Raw genomic sequence first — 17,262 nt, forward strand, 5'->3', positions numbered from 1 at the left:
CCGCCATCGGGGGACTTACATGAACCCGGTGATTTAAATGCTGCGGAGCCTGCCATGAACACCGACCTCCTCTCCCTTTTCGATGCCGACGAGGCATCCGTGCAGGCGGTGCTTCGGGAAACCTTGGAGAGCGCCGATGACGGAGAGCTGTTTCTCGAACATGCGCAGGCGGAATCGCTGTCCTTCGACAACGGCCGCCTGAAGGGCGGCAGCTTCAACACCGACCAGGGTTTTGGCCTGCGTGCGGTGGCGGGCGAGGCAGTGGGTTATGCGCATTCCGGCGAGATGACGCTGTCGGCGCTGAAGCGCGCGGCCGATTCGGCCGGCGCCGTCACGCGAGGCTATTCCGGCGACTATTCCGCCGCGCCCCAGGGCACCAACCGCCAGCTCTACAGCCCGGACAATCCGATCGGCTCGCCGACCTTCGAGCAGAAAGTGGCGCTCCTGACCGAGATCGACGCCTATCTGCGCGCAAAAGATCCAAAGGTGCGGCAGGTCACGGCCTCCGTTGCCGCCAGCTGGCAGGTCGTCAACATCCTGCGGGCCGATGGCCACCGCGTCACCGACATCAGGCCGATGACCCGTGTGAACATTTCCGTCGTCGTGGGCCAGGGCGACCGGCAGGAGACCGGCAGCTACGGCATCGGCGGGCGCACGACCTTCGATGCCTTCCTGACCGAAGAAAGCTGGCATGCCGGCGCAAACGAGGCGCTGCGTCAGGCGCTGGTCAATCTCGAAGCGATCGAGGCCCCGGCGGGGACCATGGATGTCGTGCTCTCCAACGGCTGGCCGGGCGTGATGCTGCACGAGGCGGTCGGCCACGGGCTGGAAGGCGATTTCAACCGCAAGAAGACCTCGGCCTTTGCCGGGCTGATGGGCGAGCAGGTGGCGGCCAAGGGCGTCACCGTCGTCGATGACGGCACGATCGACAACCGCCGCGGCTCGATCACCGTGGACGACGAGGGCACGCCCTCGGCCTACAATGTGCTGATCGAGGACGGCAAGCTGGTCGGCTATATGCAGGACCGGCAGAATGCCCGGCTGATGGGAATGAAGGCGACCGGCAACGGCCGCCGCCAGGGCTATGCCTATCGCCCGATGCCGCGCATGACCAACACCTACATGCTCTCGGGCGACAAGACGCCGGACGAGATCATCGCCTCCGTCAAGAACGGCATCTATGCCGTCTCCTTCGGCGGCGGCCAGGTCGATATCACCTCGGGCAAGTTCGTCTTCGGCTGCACGGAGGCCTACCTGATCGAGAACGGCAAGGTGACGGCCCCCGTCAAGGGCGCCATGCTGATCGGCAACGGCCCGGACGCCATGCGCCGCGTCTCGATGGTCGGCAACGACACCAAGCTCGACACCGGCATCGGCAATTGCGGGAAGGCCGGCCAATGGGTGCCGGTCGGGGTCGGCCAGCCGCATCTGCGCATGGACCAGATCACGGTCGGCGGCACGAAGACCTAATCGCCCCCTGCCCCTACATCCAGACGCCGCAACAGCCATTGCCGGAACGCTTGCGCTTCCGGCGAAAGGCGCTTGAAGCTGCGGGCCACGAGCCAATAGGCGCCGTGGCGGATCGAGAGATCGAAGGGCTGGACGAGACGGCCGGCGGCGATGTCCTCGGCGGCCAGGAAACGATCGACCAATGCCACGCCATGGCCGCGCAGCACTGCCTGAAGCACCAGATTTCCCTCGGCGAAAATCTGCGCGCGGCCGAGCGGTGCATCCGGCAGGCCGGCGGCCATGAACCAGCGTTCCCAGACGCTGCGGTTTTCCTCGTGCAGCAGCGTGTGGGCGAGAAGATCGGCCGGCGTTTCGAGTGGCGGACCGTTCGCCAGCAGGCCGGGCGCGATGACCGGCACCATATCGACATCGATCAGGTGATCGACCTCCGTGCGCGGCCAGGCCTTGGCGTCCATGCCGTGACGAATGGCGATTTCGGCCTCGTGGGTACGGAATTCGATGAGCCGCATGTCGGAATCGACGGCAACGTCGATCTCCGGATGGCCCGCGCGGAAATCGTCGAGATGGGAGACGAGCCAGCAGGCGGCGAAGGACGGTTCGGCGCTGATTTCCACGAGCCCGCCGCCGCGCCGGCCCCGGATGTCCGAAAGGCTCGCATCCATCGCATCGAAGCTGCGCGAGAGCACGCCGAGCAGCGCATGGCCTGACGGCGTGAGGCGCACAGCGCGGTGGCGCCGTTCGAAGAGCGGCTTGCCGAGCTCGGCCTCCAGCTCCTTCACCTGCCGGCTGACGGCGGCCTGCGAGACGGCAAGCTCATCGGCCGCCAGCGTGAAGCTGCCGAGCCGTCCCGCCGCCTCGAAACTCCGCAATGCCGTCAAAGGCAACCGTCCGCGCTTCATCGCATAACCTCAAGTCATCTGAAATCGACGATAAACTCGTTTGAGCGAAGGAGGCAAGCGGGCGGACAATAAGGGCAATTCAAGTTTGCCTGGAGGAGATGACATGCTCATCCCGATCATCACCATTTTCACGGACGTCGTCCGCCTGTTCACCTTCCAGCCGCAGCGGGTCGAGGGAGGCGTTCCGCGCCCCTGCCCCGAGGCAGAGGCGGAGTGCAGCTTTCCGTCCGCCATACGGCCGGCAGCGGCTCCCGCACGCACCGCGGAGCGGCACTCCGGCCTGCAAAACCAAGCCGTTTCCCAGCCGAAGCTTTTTCCGCACGCCGAAAGGTGCTGACAGGCGCATGAGCCCATTCCCGCCGGCAAGAATGCGCGGTGTTAACGCCTCGGATACCATGCAAGCCCCATAAAGGCGGCTGGTTCAACGATCAGGAGGCGGGAATGCCGATCCGCAGCGTCATGCGACAGGGGCTCAAACGCGCCGTCATCACCGGCGGGCTCGAAGTCGCGCATCTGGCGGAACGCGCCGGCCTGATGGCCTCGGCGCGCGGCATGGGCGCGATCTTCACCCTGCACCATGTGCGGCCGAAGACACCGCAGGTCTTCGACCCGAACGCCCATCTGGAGATCACGCCGGACTTTCTCGATGCCGCTCTCGGGCATCTGACGGAGGAAGGCTATCAGTTCGTGGCGCTGGCCGACATGCCGGCGCGACTTGCCATCGCCCGGCCCGGCGAACGCTTCGCCGCCTTCACGCTCGACGATGGCTATCGCAACAATGCGGTGCATGCACAGCCCGTCTTCACACGCCACAAGGTGCCGTTCACGGTGTTCGTGGCTCCCGGCTTTGCCTGCAAGACGCATGGCATCTGGTGGGAAACACTGACGGAGCTTCTGCGCGCCGCGCCGCATCTCGACTTCGATTTCGGTTCCGGCACCGTCACCCTGCCGCTCGCCACACCCTTCCAGAAGCAGACGGCCTACGAGCGCTTCGCCCATTTCATTCACATGCATGCCGAAGAAAACGCGGCCATCGAAAAGCTCGATGCGGCCGCCCGCGCCCATGGCATCGATCCGCTGATGCTCACCGAACGGCTGGTCATGCGCGAGCCGGAATTGAAGAGCCTCGTGCTCAATCCGCTCGCCTCGATCGGCGCGCATACAATGAGCCACCGGGCGCTGGCCCGCCTATCCGACGCGGAAGCCCGCCGCGAAATGGACGAATCCGCCGAGCGCATCGCCGCGATCACCGGCCGCCGCCCGGATACCTTCGCCTATCCCTACGGCGACCGCGCCGCCGTGTCGCCGCGCGAGCACCAGCTCGCCAAGGATCTCGGCTTCCGCGTGGCCGTCCTCACGGATCCCGGCACGCTCTCCGCGCGCTCCTTCGACACGCCGACGGCCCTACCCCGCATTTCGCTGAACGGGCTTTACCAGAAACCGAAATATGTCGGGGCACTCGCCTCCGGCATCCCTTTCCGGCTGATGCGGCGCTAAACCCGCCTCCTCACGGATACATCCTGACCTTCGTCCAGCCCTTGCCGTCGTCCACTCGGCGGAATTCCACACGGTCGTGCAGGCGGAAGGGGCGGTCGTGCCAGAACTCGATCGAGACGGGCTTCAGGCGGAAACCGGACCAGTGCGGCGGGCGGGGGATGTCGCCGATCGCGTAGCGGGCGGTGTATTCGGCGACGGCCTTTTCCAGCGCGAAGCGGCTTTCCAGCGGGCGGGACTGCTTCGAAGCCCACGCGCCGATGCGGCTGCCGCGCGGGCGCGAGGCGTAATATTCGTCGGCCTCGGCATTGCTGACGACCTCGATCTCGCCGCGGATGCGGATCTGGCGGCGCAGCGATTTCCAGTGGAAACACATGGCGGCCTTGCCGGCGGAGAGGATTTCCTGGCCCTTGCGGCTCTCGAAATTCGTGTAGAACACGAAGCCACGCTCGTCGAAACCCTTCAGGAGAACCATACGCACATTGGGCAGGCCCGTCTCGTCGACGGTGGCGAGCGCCAGCGCGTTGGCGTCGTTCGGCTCGCTCTTGCCGGCGTCCGCCAGCCAGCTTCCGAACAGGGCATAGGGTTCGTTTTCCTCGGTGAAGTCACCGCTTGTTAACGCATTTTCGCTCATATTCGATTCAAAGCCGATCTTTTTGGGCCGATTTTGGCCGCTCTTTTCGACTGCATGAGGCAGCTGGGGTGAACGTCATAGCAAAGTCGCGACCGGAGACAAAGCCATACTGGACGCGCTGCATCGTCCTCGCAGCAGTCACGACGTCGGCCGCGTTCCTGTCGGGCTGCATGAGCGGCCTCGATCTCTTCGAAGACAGCAAGGTCGACAGCACCATCCGCACCAGCACCGTGGCGAACGGCGAGCGTCTTTCCGACGAGACGACCGTGCGCAATGCCGTCTCCTCCGCCGATCTGGCGCAGGCCGCGGGCCAGCCCATTCCCTGGGCGAACTCCGCTTCGGGAAGTGCCGGCGTCATCAGCACGATTGCGGAAAACCAGGACGCCGCAGGGCGCACCTGCCGCGATTTCGTGACGACGAAACACTCCTATCAGGGCATCGCCAACTATTCGGGCCGCACGTGCCTGGGCAATTCCGGCGAATGGCTGCTCTTGGCCTTCGACCGTCAGGGTTGAACCCGCCCACCCGCATCTTAGCAATCTGTAAACCCTAACGCGTAACCGGCGGTTAGAACGTCGCCCGCTACCATGAGCGGTAAAACGAAACGGGTGGTTAGGTATGCGTGATCCCTATTCGGTTCTCGGCGTGAAGCGGAATGCCGGCCAGGACGAAATCAAGGCGGCGTGGCGGTCGGTGGCGAAAGCCGTGCATCCCGACCAGAACCACGACGACCCGAACGCGACGGTGCGCTTCACCGAGGCCGGCCGCGCCTATGATCTGCTGCGCGATCCCGACAAGCGCAGCCGCTACGACCGTCAGCAGCGCGAGGCCGAGCTTCGCCGCATGGAGCAGATGCGCCAGCAGCAGGCCGACCGCAAGGCGAAGGCCGAAAGCCCCCGCCAGCAGGACGGTCCGCGCGTCTCCGGCGAGGCCGCCGAAGACATGATCGCCCGCATCTTCGGCGTCGATTCCCGCGGCCAGCCCGCCGAGGCGAAGCCGCGCCCGCAGCCGCAACCCCAGGCGCAAGCACAAGCAAGTGCGGCTGCCCCCGCCCAGGAAGCCCGCAAAGCCACCGAGGAACCGGCGGCAGAGCAACAGCCGATGCCCGCCCGCGGCACCGCGCCGGGCGCCGCCATCATCTCCGCCATCATCCGCCGCATCCGCGGCACGCGCGCCACCGTGGAAAAGGCGCCGGATCTCGTCGCCGACGTCACCGTCAGCGTGGAAGACATCCTCAACCGCGTGCGGCCGACCATCGAGACGCCGGAGGGGCAAACCATTCGCGTGCCCGTCGGCGCCGGCACGACCGACGGACAGGTGATCCGTCTCAAAGAGGCCGGCCACCGCATCGAGAACCTGCGCCGCGGCGATGCCGTCGTCACCGTGCGCGTGGCGCCCGGCCGCTTCCGCACCGACGGCTTCGACCTCCGGGTCGATCTGCCCGTGACGATCGAGAACGCCGTTCTCGGCTGCGAGATGACCATCGACGGGCCGACCGGCCCGCTTTCCGTCACCGTCCCGGCCTGGTCCGGCTCCGACCAGACGATCCGCATCCCGGACGAGGGCCTCGTCAAGGAAGACGGCGCGCGCGGCGATCTCATCGCCGAAGTCAGGCTGCTGCTCTGGGAAAAACCTGATGCCAAGATGATCGACCTGATGCGGTCGCTGCGCGAAGGCCTTTACCTTTAATCGATTTATGAACTTTCAGTGAAAGATGCACCCATTGTTACGGATGCTAACAGTTCCTGAACTGGCGCGCGCTTGAACCGCATTGCCGCCTATGCCATAGGCAATTTCGACTTATTCACGCAACTCCAAGAACGCAAAGCCTTTTCGCGTATTTGCGGGGGTTGCTCTAGATTTCAAAGGGGCAAACCATGGTTCAGGCATCTGGTCTGATGAAGGGCAAGCGCGGCGTCATCATGGGCGTCGCCAACAACCGTTCCATCGCCTGGGGCATCGCCAAGGCTATCCACGCACAGGGCGGCGAGATCGCGCTGACCTATCAGGGCGAGGCGCTGAAGAAGCGCGTCGAGCCGCTGGCCGCCGAAATCGGCGCCGTGCTGGCCGGTGACTGCGACGTCTCGGACGAAGCCTCGATCGACGCCGTCTTCGACAATATCGAGAAGACCTGGGGCAAGATCGACTTCCTCGTGCACGCCATCGGCTTCTCCGACAAGGACGAACTGACCGGCCGCTACGTCGACACGACGCCGGGCAACTTCGCCAAGACGATGCAGATCTCGGTCTATTCCTTCACGTCGGTCGCGCGCCGTGCGGAAAAGCTGATGACCGATGGCGGCTCCATGCTGACCCTGACCTATTACGGCGCGGAAAAGGTCATGCCGAACTACAACGTCATGGGCGTTGCCAAGGCCGCGCTTGAAGCGAGCGTGAAATACCTCGCCGTCGACCTCGGCCCGAAGAACATACGCGTCAACGCCATCTCGGCCGGCCCGATCAAGACGCTGGCCGCCTCCGGCATCGGCGATTTCCGCTATATCCTCAAGTGGAACGAGTACAATGCGCCGCTGCGCCGTACCGTCACCATCGAGGAAGTGGGCGATGTCGGACTCTACATGCTGTCGGACCTGTCGCGCTCGGTGACGGGCGAGACGCATCATGCCGACAGCGGCTACCATGTCGTCGGCATGAAGGCCGTCGACGCGCCCGACATCTCCGTCATCAAGGACTGACCCGGAGCCTCGCATCTTGCTCATCTACATGATCCGACACGGCCAGACCGCGTGGAATGCTGAGGGCAGGCTGCAGGGACAGAAGGACATTCCGCTCAACAATACCGGCCGCGCGCAAGCGGCCGGCAACGGCCGCACTCTCAAGGCGCTTCTCGGCGCGGCCGTTTCGGATTTCGATTTCGTGGCAAGCCCGCTCGGGCGCACGCGCGAGACCATGGAAATCCTGCGCCGCGCCATGGGTCTTAATCCCCTCACCTATCGCACCGACAAGCGCCTCGTCGAAGTCTCCTTCGGCGACTGGGAAGGCCATACGCTGGAAGAACTAGAGGCATCGACACCCGCTCGGGTCGACGAGCGCCGGCGCTCGAAATGGAACTTCATTCCGCCGGGCGAGACAGCCGAAAGCTACGAAATCCTCTGCTGGCGCATCGGCTCGTTTCTCGCCGAGATCGACCGGCCGACCGTCTGCGTCAGCCACGGCGGCGTTTTTCGCGCGGCGTTCCGTCTGAACGGCATGGCGGAGGAGGAAGCGGCCAACATCCCCATCTTCCAGGACCGCGTGCTCCGGCTTGATGAAACAGGAATGCACTGGCTCTGACGGGCCGAAGCCCCTGATTTACTGAATAATCTCGAGGTCGTTGATGACGCGCTTGCCGTCGACTTCGGTATAGAACACCAGAACCTTCACGCCCGGCTCCAGGCCTTCGAAGTTGAACTCTTCCGGCGCCTGATACTTCTTGCCGTCGTCGAGCGACAGCGAGAGATTGCCCGTGTCCACATTGGTGATCGTCGCTTCCACGTCGGCGCTTTCGGCCGAGGCGACGAGTGGCGAAAGGAAGACGGCCGTGGCCATCAAAGCTGCGATCAACAACCGCATCGTACGAACCCCTGGAAATGAATCAGTCTTTTTGCTGGTCACGTCAGATGCCCCCGAAATATGGCGAAATTCGCCCTCGTCGCCCACAATGTCGAAATGGATGGCCGGAAAGATCATACGAATCAAGGCGGGGCGCAACGTCATCCCCCGGATTGTCTGACAAATCCGGTTGCAGGGTTGCGCCAAAACGGGAAATGCCGCCCGCTTTCGAGGCGGAAATACAAGTATTTCAGTCGCTTATAAATGCAATCTTAAGGAAGCCCCCCTTACCGTTTTGCCATCATCGGGGACCGCCGTCTTGTCTTTGCCTGCCGCCATCCGCCGCCATATGGCGTCCATCGCAGAATGGGCGCGCCCCTCGCTCCTGCCGGCCGCGATCGCCGGCGTCGTGATCCTGACGGCAGGCGTGTTCTACGAACAGCAGAACGAGCGGATCTATCGCAACGAGCTTCAGGCCCATGTATCCGGCGATCTCGCACTCGTCGGCGCACGGCTGCAAAGCGAGGTCAACAGCGATGTCGCGGCCTTGCGCAGCGTCGCCAACATGTTCGCCGTCGCGCCACAGCAGGCCTCGCTGCAGTTCAACGTCTTCGCCCGCAAGCTGCTTTTGCAGAACAGCCACTTCCGCCGCGTCGGCGTGGCACCGGGTGCCAAGGTCACCCAGGCCTTCCCGCTCGACGGCAACCAGCATTATCTCGGCACCGATTTCAATCGCTTTCCCTCCTTCCGCCACGCCGCCCAGGCAGACCGCTCGCGCGGGCGCCCGCTCATGCTCGGCCCGGTCGAATTCGCCAAGGGCGGGCGCGGCTTCCACCTCTTCATGCCGGTGTTTGGAACCGTCGATGCGCGGCACTATTTCTGGGGCTATATCGACGGGCTGGTCGACGAGCGCAGGCTGCTTAGCGATGCCGGGCTGATCGGCCCCGATATCCATGCCCTGCGCGACATGCGCCAGCACGAGACCGATATCGAGCTTGCCATCCGCGATGTCAGCGTGGCGGACAACGTCATCGATCCATTCTTCGGTGCGGCCGAGATCTTCGAGAACGATCCCGTCGTGCAGGTGCTCGATTTTCCGGGCGGCCGCTGGGAGCTCGCCGCCGTTCCCAAGAAGGGCTGGCATCACCCGCCGGCGAACCTGACACAGGTTAGGATGTTCATCCTCGCCGCCGCACTCGTGATCATCGTTCCGATTCTGCTGACCGGCGGCCTCGTCAGCGAGCGCCAGCGCAACATTGCGCGGCTGCGGGCGCGCGAGCGGCAGGTGCAGTCCCTCTCGCAACGCCTCGATATCGCGCTCGACGCCTCCAAGATCGGCATCTGGGAAGTCGAGCTTTCGACCGGCGGGCGCAACTGGGATGCCCAGATGCACCGGCTGCACGGTTTCCCGGAAGACGAGACGCCGAACGACGACCTCTGGCGCGAGGCGCTTCACCCCGATGACATTGCCACCGCCAAGGCCGAGATGGACCTCATCCGCGCCGGCGGCAACGACTACAAGTCGCAATACCGCGTCCGCATGCCCGATGGCAGCTGGCACCATATCCGCAATGTCGGCTCGCGCCTGATCGGCCCGAACGGTGAGGAGAAGCTGACCGGCATCAGCTGGGACGTGACCGAGGACGTGCTGCTCAACGAGGCGCTGAAGACCGCCAAGGAGCATGCCGAAGTCCAGAATGCCGAGCTTGCCAAGCTGACCCGGCGTCTCGACCTCGCGCTCGACGCCTATCAGTGCGGTCTCTGGGAGGCCGATCTCGAAGACGGGCTGACGCTGTGGGACGACCGCATGCACCAGCTCTACGGCGTGACGAACACCGGCAAGCGCATCACCAACGAGACCTGGGTCAATGCGATCCACCCCGACGACCGCGAGGAAGCCCAGCGCAAGGCCGATACGACCATAGAGGAAGGCGTGCCCTATATGCGCACCTCTCGCGTCGTGCACCCTGACGGTACGATCCGCCACGTCCAGTCCGTCGGCAAGCTGCATGTCGAGCAGGACGGACGGCGCAAGCTGGTGGGCCTCGCCTTCGACGTTACCGAGGACGTGCTCATCACCGCGCGCCTCAAGGAGGCGAAGGAACGCTCCGAACTCCAGAACAGCGAACTGGAACAGACGACCCGCCGTCTTGACCTCGCGCTCGATTCCTACCAGTGCGGCCTCTGGGAGGCTGATCTCGATCTCGGCCGGACCTTCTGGGATCCGCGCATGCACCAGCTTTACGGGCTGACATTCACCGACGGCATCGTCACCCACGAGGCATGGCTAGCCGCCATGCATGCCGACGACCGCGATGCGATCGTCGAAAATGTTGCCCGCTGCATCGAACAGGACTTGCCCTATGTGCACGAGGCGCGTGTCGCCCTGCAGGGCGGGGCCATCCGCTATGTCCGCTCCGTCGGCAAGATCCACTACGGCCACGGCGGCACGCGAAAGCTCGTCGGCCTTGCCTTCGACGTGACCGAGGACGTCATCCTCAAGCAGAACCTCAAGGCCGCCAAGGAACAGGCCGACGCAAAGAATGTCGAGCTGGAACAGGCGAAGGACCGCATCGAGCACAATGCCCTGCACGACCCGCTGACGGGGCTCGGCAACCGGCGCATGCTCGACGACGAACTGACAGGCATCGCCGAGCTCAGCGAGACGATGGACGTGCGCGTCGCCATCCTCCATATCGACCTCGACCGCTTCAAGCAGATCAACGACACGCTCGGCCATGCAGCCGGCGATGCGCTGCTCGTGCATGCCTCCGAAGTGCTGCGCGCCTCCACCCGCAAGGGCGATCTCGTCGCGCGCATCGGCGGCGACGAATTCGTGGTGGTCGTCACCAACGCCACCGACCAGGCCTATCTCAGCACGCTGGCGCGCCGCATCATCACGCTGATGCAGCAGCCGGTGGACTATGAGGGGCATCTGTGCCGCTTCGGCGTCAGCATCGGCGTGGCGCTCGCCGAGGGGCAATCGATCAACACGGCAAAGCTGCTCGTCAACGCCGATATCGCGCTCTACCGGGCTAAGGCCATGGGCCGCAACCGCCACGAATTCTTCACCGAGGTGCTGCAGGCCGAGATCATCTCGAACAAGCGCATCGCCGACGACATCCTGGCCGGCATCGAGAACAACGAGTTCGTGCCCTACTACCAGCCGCAGATCGAGGCCGGCACGCTGAAGCTCGCCGGTGCGGAGGCGCTGATCCGCTGGAATCACCCGCGCGACGGGCTCCTGACGCCCGACCGCTTCCTCAAGATCGCCGAAGACCTCAACGTCATGGCGACGCTCGACCGGATCGTGCTCGAAAAGGCGCTCATCGACTGCGCCCGCTGGGCGGCCCGCGGTCTGGTCATGCCGAAGATCTCGGTCAACGTCTCGGCGCGCCGCCTGCGCGACGAGAGCCTGATCGACAGCCTGACCGGCCTCTCCATCCAGCCCGGCCAGATTTCCTTCGAACTGGTGGAATCGATCTTCCTCGACGAGAGCGACGACATCGTTCTCTCCAATCTCGAACGCATCAAGGCGCTCGGCATCGATATCGAAATCGACGATTTCGGCACCGGCCACACCTCGATCGTCAGCCTCTTGAAGCTGAAGCCCAAGCGCCTGAAGATCGACCGCCAGCTCGTGGCGCCGATCCTCAAGTCACACAACGAGCAGGCGCTGGTGCGCTCGATCATCGAGATCGGCCGCTCGCTCAATATCGAGATCGTCGCCGAAGGCGTCGAGACCATGGACCACGCCGAAATGCTCGGCCTGCTCGGCTGCGACCTCCTGCAGGGCTACGCCTTCGCCAAGCCACTCTCCCGCGACGCCTTTTTTGCCTTCGGCAGCGAAATGCGCTGGAAGCTCGCTTCCTGATCCGACTTGACGCGAAACCCTTGTCCCGCCCCCGCCTTTTCCACTAAGGAGGGGGCGAACGTTTATCGGGTCCGGGTCCGCTCATGTCGCACAACAGTTTCGGTCATCTTTTCCGCGTCACCACCTGGGGCGAAAGCCATGGGATAGCACTTGGCTGCGTGGTGGATGGCTGCCCGCCCGGCATCCGCTTCACGCTCGCCGAAATCCAGGCGTGGCTCGACAAGCGCAAGCCCGGCCAGTCGCGCTTCGTGACGCAGCGCCGCGAGGACGATCTGGTGAAGGTGCTCTCCGGCGTCATGCTGGACGAGGACGGTGAGACGATGATCACGACGGGCACACCCGTTTCGATGATGATCGAGAACACCGACCAGCGCTCGAAGGATTACGGCGAGATCGCCAAGCGCTACCGCCCCGGCCATGCCGACTATACCTATGACGTGAAATACGGCATCCGCGACTATCGCGGCGGCGGCCGCTCGTCAGCCCGCGAGACTGCGGCGCGCGTTGCCGCCGGGGGCCTCGCTCGCAAGGTCGTGCCGGGGCTTTCCGTCCGCGCCGCCCTCGTGCAGATCGGCAAACACAAGATCGACCGCCGCAACTGGGACTGGAACGAGGTCAGCAACAACCCGTTCTTCGCGCCCGATCCGGCCATCGTGCCCGTCTGGGAAGAGTATCTCGACGGCATCCGCAAGGCCGGCTCGTCCATCGGCGCGGTCGTGGAAGTGGTCGCCGAGGGCGTTCCGGCCGGGATCGGCGCACCGATCTACGGCAAGCTTGACCAGGATATCGCCTCGCTCCTCATGTCGATCAATGCCGTGAAGGGCGTGGAGATCGGCGAAGGCTTTGCCTCGGCCGAGCTCACCGGCGAGGACAATGCCGACGAAATGCGCATGGGCAATGACGGCAATCCGATCTTCCTGTCCAACCATGCCGGCGGTATTCTCGGCGGCATTTCCACCGGCCAGCCGGTCGTCGCGCGTTTCGCCATCAAGCCGACCTCGTCCATCCTGACCGAGCGCCGCTCGATCGACGCCGACGGCAACAATGTCGATGTGCGCACCAAGGGCCGCCATGACCCGTGCGTCGGCATCCGCGCCGTGCCGATCGGCGAGGCCATGGTCGCCTGTGCCGTTGCCGACCACTATCTCCGCGATCGCGGCCAGACCGGCCGCCTGAAATAGGATTTTTGCCATGAGCTACGACCAGAAGCGTGTCGTCGATGCCATCCGCGCCTTCGAGGCCGGCGAAATCGTCGTCGTGATGGATGACGACGGCCGCGAGAACGAGGGCGACCTCATCGTCGCCGCCGTGCACTGCACGCCGGAAAAGATGGCCTTCATCGTACGCCACACCTCCGGCATCGTCTGCACGCCCATGCCGCGCGAGGAGGCCAAGCGCCTGAACCTCAATGCCATGGTGGCGGAAAACGATTCGGCCCACACCACCGCCTTCACCGTCTCCGTCGATTTCAAGCACGGCACGACGACGGGCATTTCCGCCGACGACCGTACGCTGACGGTGCGCAACCTCGCCAATCCGAATGTCGGTGCTGCGGATTTCGTGCGCCCCGGCCATATCTTCCCGCTCGTGTCGCGCGAAGGCGGCGTCCTGATGCGCTCGGGCCACACCGAAGCGGCCGTCGATCTCTGCAAGCTCTCGAGCCTGCCGCCGATCGGCGTGATCAGCGAACTGGTCAACGACGACGGCACGGTGATGCGCGGCCCGCAGGTCGCGGCCTTCGCAGAGAAGAACGGCCTGAAGCAGGTCTCCGTCGCCGATCTCATCGCCTACCGCCAGCGCAAGGAAACCCTGATCGAGCAGGTCGGCAGCTTCGACATCGAGACGCCCTACGGCAAGGCCAAGGCTTCGACCTACACCCTGCCCTGGGATCCGATGCAGCATCTCGCCGTGGTCTTCGGCGATATCAGGGACGGCGTCGATATCCCCGTGCGCCTGCATCTCGAAAATGTCGGCGACGACGTTTTTGGCGCGGGACGCCAGATCGATGCGATCATGAAGCGCATCGCCGATGAGGGCCGCGGCGTCATCGTCTATTTGCGCGAAGGCTCCGTCGGCGTCGGCCAGTCCTCGACGGCCCGCAAGGGCAAACATGACCGCGAAGGCCATGACGAGGCGCAGGCGCGCGAAAGCGAATGGCTGGAAATCGGCCTCGGCGCACAGATCCTGAAGGATCTCGGCATCACCTCGATCCGCCTGATGGCCTCGCGCGAGCGCCACTATGTCGGCCTCGAAGGCTTCGGCATCGAGATCAGCTCGACGGATCTCTGCTAAACCCCGAATATCCCGCGGCTCCGAAACGTTTGCCTTTGGCGCGACGGTTCGGATCGCGGGATTTTCTGTGGGGACATCGGGGCATGTGGGACTTCAGCATCGGCAAGACCATCGGCATTCTGCTGAAGACCATGCCCTTCATCATCACGCGGATGGTGATCTATTTCGTCATCACGCTCGCCTTCATCCTGGCGACGGGCACGGGGGCCGGCATCGGCTACGGCGTCGGCTCGCTCTCCGACAGCCCGGAATCCTTCGCCGTCTGGGGCGGCATCTTCGGCATGGGGCTGGTCGGCACCGCCGTCTATTGGGCGCGCGAATGGCTGCTCTACATGGTCAAGGCCGCCCATATCGCCGTCATGGTCAAGCTGATCGACGGTGAGCCGCTGCCGGACGGCAAGGGCCAGGTCGCCTATGGCCGCGAGGTCGTCACCGCCCGCTTCGGCGAGGCGAACGTGCTCTTCGCGCTCGACCAGCTCATCAAGGGCGTGATCGCCGCCATCACCGGCCTTCTCGGCGGCATCGCGGCCTTTCTGCCCATTCCCGGCCTCGACGGCATCGTGCGCTTCGCCAACACCGTCATTCGCCTGTCCTTGACCTATGTCGATGAGATCATCCTCGGCTACAACATCCGCACCGGCAGCGACAATGCCTGGGAAAGCTCGCGCCGCGGCCTCGTGCTCTATGCACAGAACGGCCTGAAGATGGTGAAGAACGCCGTCTGGCTCTCTGTTTTCCTGTGGATCCTCTCCATCGTCGTCTTCCTCCTGGCGCTGGCACCGGCCGCCGCAGTGGTGTACCTCTTCCCCGGCGATCTCACCGCCCTCACCTTCATCGTCGCCATCGTCTTCGCCTGGGCCTTTAAGGCTGCCGTGCTCGAACCCTTCGCGATCGCCGCCCTGATGGCCGTCTATTTCGACACGATCCGCGGCCAGGTGCCGGACCCGGACTGGGACGCCAAGCTGACGGGTGCCTCGGAGAAGTTCCGCGCGCTGACGGAGCAGGCCAAGGGCACGTTCGGCGGGAGGCCGGTGACGGCCTGAAACCAAGCGAGACACAGAAAATTTTATCGAACCCGTTACCGGAAGTTGTGCAATTCACCTTTATGTTCTCTCGCATTCATCGAGGGAACATTCATTGATCGTATTGGAAGAAAGCATTTGGAGCGTTTTGTCTTGCGGCTCCCGAATGGTAATGATTCCACTTTTCAAACTGATTGGTTTTATACTTCTTGGGATACTTTTTGCCTACCTGCATCGGCTAGGGAATTGGATACGGGGAAAAGAGCAGCCCAACTACCGTTGGATTAAAAGCCCGCTTGCAATTGTTCTTGGAACAAGCGTGTTTATCGGCATCGGGTGGACGACTGCGGCATCGCCAAGTATCACACGTTTTGCAACGGATGGTTCGATCCTCATCGAGACCGGATGCCAGATGACAGAAACATACTCCAAAAGAATCCCGCTCGCTGAAGCCAGCATCACCTATCGGCATACAAAAAGCCGACGCGGCAACAACGCGTATTCTCTTGTCGTGAAGAACAGGGAACACACGATAACCCTGGATCTGACCCGTCAGCTTGACTATTCCGCATTGGCACGCATCGCACCGGAACCGATGATCAAATTTGCGAAGACACTTCGCGAGCAACGTCGAGACGTCCCTCCTCCGCTCCTGCTGCTGCTTAAACGACAGAACACGTAAGCCTGACGCTAAACGTCATCTCCGCGCCACCCATCCAGATAGCGCACCCCTTCCACCCCGGTAAACTTCGCGAGCCTCGCCAACTCCGCCTCCAGCTTCTCCAGCCGTCCCGTCGAAGCGCGGACCTTCGGTTCCCACCAGAGGCGTTTGACGTCGAGCGTGCCGGCCTTGCGGTCGGCCTTCATGTCGATGCGGCCGACGAGGCGGTCGCCTTCGAGCAGCGGGAAGACGTAGTAGCCGTATTGGCGCTTCGGCTCGGGCACGAAGACCTCGATACGGTAGTAATAGCCGAAGAGGCGTTCGGTGCGGTTGCGGTCGCGGATCAAGGGATCGAAGGGCGAGAGGACGCGCAGGCGGGCGGGCGGCTCGGGAATATCGCTGAGATTATCAGGGAAACCGTCGAAGGCGTAGGAGATGCGCGGCTTGCCGCCGTCGGCGGTTTCGATCGAGACGGGGCGAAGCTCGTCGCGATGCGCGTCCACCCAGGTCTTCGCCTCCTCCGGCGAGATCAGCGCCCAGAAGGCGGCGATTTCGCCATGGGTGGCAAAACCCAGCCGGGTCAACGCGCTGCGGCAGGCCCAGTCGACGAAGGCGTCGTGCTCGACGGCGGGCTTGTGATGATGTGGCGGCACCACGCGTTCGGTAAGGTCATAGACCTTCTGGAAATTCTCGCGCCGGGAGATGCAGAGTTTCCCGGTGTGCCAGAGGAATTCCAGCGCCGTCTTGTTCGGATGCCAGTTCCACCAGCCGCCGGACTTGTGGTCGTCCGTCTTCAGCTCGCGCGACAGGACGGCACCACCAGATGCGATGCGCTCATAGGTCTCGCCGAACGCCTTGTCGAAGCCCTCGCCCTGCCACTTGCTCCAGCGCTCGAGGAGCGACGCCTCCTTGCGGCGGAAACGGTGTTTCCAATAGCGGAAGAAGGCGCTCGGAATGATCGAGGCGTCGTGCGTCCAGTGCTCGAAGAGATCGCCGTCCTTTTCGAGAAGCTCCGTCAGGTGCTCGCGCCGATAGGTCTGGTTGCGCGAGAAAAGGATCTGGTGATGCGCGCGCTCGACGGTGGCGATGCTGTCCACCTGCACGAAGCCGATATCGTGGATGAGCTGCAGCAGCCCCGCCTTGCCGAGCTGTCGGCCGGGTGGTTCACTGAGCCCCTGGCGGGCGAGGAAGATACGCCGGGCTTCGGTATTCGAAAGAAGAATCGTCATAGCCGATGATAGGCATATATTCTTGGTTTGTTCCACCCGTTTTCCGCACGACGGGAAAGGCGGCTTCAACACCCTCTGCGGATTGTTCAACATTATCAGGGGAGCCAGTGCAAAAACCCTTCGCAGCTTCCGCCA

Annotated in this window: 16 protein-coding genes; 12 read left to right on the forward strand and 4 right to left on the reverse strand. The window is 63.8% G+C overall.

Going from position 1 to position 17,262, the window contains the following annotated elements; translation table 11 throughout:
* Positions 1–54 precede the first annotated feature (54 nt).
* Complete coding sequence (tldD, locus tag ACOZK4_RS09925; RefSeq protein ID WP_421591750.1) at positions 55–1,470, forward strand: metalloprotease TldD; 1,416 nt, start codon at positions 55–57, stop codon at positions 1,468–1,470.
* On the opposite strand, the gene ACOZK4_RS09930 is transcribed toward tldD, so the two are convergent.
* Positions 1,467–2,369, reverse strand: coding sequence for a LysR substrate-binding domain-containing protein (locus ACOZK4_RS09930; protein ID WP_421591751.1), 903 nt, complete (start codon positions 2,367–2,369; stop codon positions 1,467–1,469). The genes tldD and ACOZK4_RS09930 overlap by 4 nt on opposite strands.
* Positions 2,370–2,472: 103 nt before the next feature.
* On the opposite strand from ACOZK4_RS09930, the gene ACOZK4_RS09935 reads away from it, so the two are divergent.
* Together ACOZK4_RS09935 and ACOZK4_RS09940 are read left to right on the forward strand one after the other, a co-directional pair.
* On the forward strand, positions 2,473–2,706 hold the full coding sequence (locus ACOZK4_RS09935) for a hypothetical protein (protein ID WP_421591752.1): 234 nt from the start codon (positions 2,473–2,475) through the stop codon (positions 2,704–2,706).
* 104 nt (positions 2,707–2,810) lie between these two features.
* On the forward strand, positions 2,811–3,866 hold the full coding sequence (locus ACOZK4_RS09940) for a polysaccharide deacetylase family protein (protein ID WP_421591753.1): 1,056 nt from the start codon (positions 2,811–2,813) through the stop codon (positions 3,864–3,866).
* A 10-nt stretch (positions 3,867–3,876) separates the two neighbouring features.
* Here ACOZK4_RS09940 and pdxH read toward each other — a convergent pair whose 3' ends face one another.
* Positions 3,877–4,497 (reverse strand): pyridoxamine 5'-phosphate oxidase, encoded by a 621-nt coding sequence (gene pdxH / locus ACOZK4_RS09945; RefSeq protein ID WP_421591754.1) that lies wholly within the window; start codon positions 4,495–4,497, stop codon positions 3,877–3,879.
* Positions 4,498–4,565: 68 nt separating this feature from the next.
* On the opposite strand from pdxH, the gene ACOZK4_RS09950 reads away from it, so the two are divergent.
* From ACOZK4_RS09950 to ACOZK4_RS09965, 4 genes are all read left to right on the forward strand, one after another.
* Positions 4,566–5,012: an RT0821/Lpp0805 family surface protein gene (locus ACOZK4_RS09950; protein ID WP_421591755.1), complete on the forward strand. Its 447-nt coding sequence runs from the start codon at positions 4,566–4,568 to the stop codon at positions 5,010–5,012.
* Positions 5,013–5,115: 103 nt separating this feature from the next.
* Positions 5,116–6,186, forward strand: coding sequence for a DnaJ C-terminal domain-containing protein (locus tag ACOZK4_RS09955; protein ID WP_421591756.1), 1,071 nt, complete (start codon positions 5,116–5,118; stop codon positions 6,184–6,186).
* Positions 6,187–6,374: 188 nt separating this feature from the next.
* Positions 6,375–7,193 (forward strand): enoyl-ACP reductase FabI, encoded by an 819-nt coding sequence (gene fabI, locus ACOZK4_RS09960; protein ID WP_421591757.1) that lies wholly within the window; start codon positions 6,375–6,377, stop codon positions 7,191–7,193.
* Between the two features lie 16 nt (positions 7,194–7,209).
* Positions 7,210–7,791 carry a histidine phosphatase family protein gene (locus tag ACOZK4_RS09965; protein WP_421591758.1) on the forward strand — a complete coding sequence of 194 codons (582 nt, stop codon included), beginning with the start codon at positions 7,210–7,212 and terminating at the stop codon, positions 7,789–7,791.
* Positions 7,792–7,809: 18 nt separating this feature from the next.
* On the opposite strand, the gene ACOZK4_RS09970 is transcribed toward ACOZK4_RS09965, so the two are convergent.
* On the reverse strand, positions 7,810–8,070 hold the full coding sequence (locus ACOZK4_RS09970; protein WP_298097000.1) for a DUF1344 domain-containing protein: 261 nt from the start codon (positions 8,068–8,070) through the stop codon (positions 7,810–7,812).
* Between the two features lie 298 nt (positions 8,071–8,368).
* Here ACOZK4_RS09970 and ACOZK4_RS09975 point away from each other — a divergent pair, with 298 nt between their 5' ends.
* The 5 genes from ACOZK4_RS09975 to ACOZK4_RS09995 all read left to right on the forward strand — a co-directional run bounded on the left by ACOZK4_RS09975 (position 8,369) and on the right by ACOZK4_RS09995 (position 15,919).
* Positions 8,369–11,923 carry a bifunctional diguanylate cyclase/phosphodiesterase gene (locus ACOZK4_RS09975; protein ID WP_421591759.1) on the forward strand — a complete coding sequence of 1,185 codons (3,555 nt, stop codon included), beginning with the start codon at positions 8,369–8,371 and terminating at the stop codon, positions 11,921–11,923.
* Positions 11,924–12,006: 83 nt separating this feature from the next.
* Positions 12,007–13,104, forward strand: a complete 1,098-nt coding sequence (gene aroC / locus ACOZK4_RS09980) for a chorismate synthase (RefSeq protein WP_421591760.1) — start codon at positions 12,007–12,009, stop codon at positions 13,102–13,104.
* Positions 13,105–13,114: 10 nt separating this feature from the next.
* Positions 13,115–14,215: a 3,4-dihydroxy-2-butanone-4-phosphate synthase gene (ribB, locus tag ACOZK4_RS09985; RefSeq protein ID WP_421591761.1), complete on the forward strand. Its 1,101-nt coding sequence runs from the start codon at positions 13,115–13,117 to the stop codon at positions 14,213–14,215.
* Positions 14,216–14,298: 83 nt separating this feature from the next.
* A complete protein-coding gene (locus tag ACOZK4_RS09990; RefSeq protein ID WP_421591762.1) occupies positions 14,299–15,258 on the forward strand; it encodes a hypothetical protein in 960 nt (319 codons plus the stop codon).
* Positions 15,259–15,352: 94 nt separating this feature from the next.
* Positions 15,353–15,919 carry a hypothetical protein gene (locus tag ACOZK4_RS09995; RefSeq protein ID WP_421591763.1) on the forward strand — a complete coding sequence of 189 codons (567 nt, stop codon included), beginning with the start codon at positions 15,353–15,355 and terminating at the stop codon, positions 15,917–15,919.
* A gap of 8 nt (positions 15,920–15,927) precedes the next feature.
* Here the strand turns inward: ACOZK4_RS09995 and ACOZK4_RS10000 are convergent, their stop codons facing one another.
* Complete coding sequence (locus tag ACOZK4_RS10000; protein WP_421591764.1) at positions 15,928–17,127, reverse strand: winged helix-turn-helix domain-containing protein; 1,200 nt, start codon at positions 17,125–17,127, stop codon at positions 15,928–15,930.
* Between the last annotated feature and the right edge of the window lie 135 nt (positions 17,128–17,262).

The sequence above is a fragment of the Shinella sp. M27 genome (assembly GCF_049199905.1).
Classification (GTDB): Bacteria; Pseudomonadota; Alphaproteobacteria; order Rhizobiales; family Rhizobiaceae; genus Shinella.

Bases quoted from the DNA above. Each gene is read 5' to 3' on its own strand.
- ribB (WP_421591761.1), top strand. From the start codon at position 13,115: ATGAGCTACGACCAGAAGCGTGTCGTCGATGCCATCCGCGCCTTCGAG.
- tldD (WP_421591750.1), top strand. From the start codon at position 55: ATGAACACCGACCTCCTCTCCCTTTTCGATGCCGACGAGGCATCCGTG.
- ACOZK4_RS09930 (WP_421591751.1), bottom strand. From the start codon at position 2,369: ATGAAGCGCGGACGGTTGCCTTTGACGGCATTGCGGAGTTTCGAGGCG.
- aroC (WP_421591760.1), top strand. From the start codon at position 12,007: ATGTCGCACAACAGTTTCGGTCATCTTTTCCGCGTCACCACCTGGGGC.
- ACOZK4_RS09955 (WP_421591756.1), top strand. From the start codon at position 5,116: ATGCGTGATCCCTATTCGGTTCTCGGCGTGAAGCGGAATGCCGGCCAG.
- ACOZK4_RS09935 (WP_421591752.1), top strand. From the start codon at position 2,473: ATGCTCATCCCGATCATCACCATTTTCACGGACGTCGTCCGCCTGTTC.
- ACOZK4_RS10000 (WP_421591764.1), bottom strand. From the start codon at position 17,127: ATGACGATTCTTCTTTCGAATACCGAAGCCCGGCGTATCTTCCTCGCC.
- fabI (WP_421591757.1), top strand. From the start codon at position 6,375: ATGGTTCAGGCATCTGGTCTGATGAAGGGCAAGCGCGGCGTCATCATG.
- ACOZK4_RS09970 (WP_298097000.1), bottom strand. From the start codon at position 8,070: ATGCGGTTGTTGATCGCAGCTTTGATGGCCACGGCCGTCTTCCTTTCG.
- pdxH (WP_421591754.1), bottom strand. From the start codon at position 4,497: ATGAGCGAAAATGCGTTAACAAGCGGTGACTTCACCGAGGAAAACGAA.
- ACOZK4_RS09990 (WP_421591762.1), top strand. From the start codon at position 14,299: ATGTGGGACTTCAGCATCGGCAAGACCATCGGCATTCTGCTGAAGACC.
- ACOZK4_RS09940 (WP_421591753.1), top strand. From the start codon at position 2,811: ATGCCGATCCGCAGCGTCATGCGACAGGGGCTCAAACGCGCCGTCATC.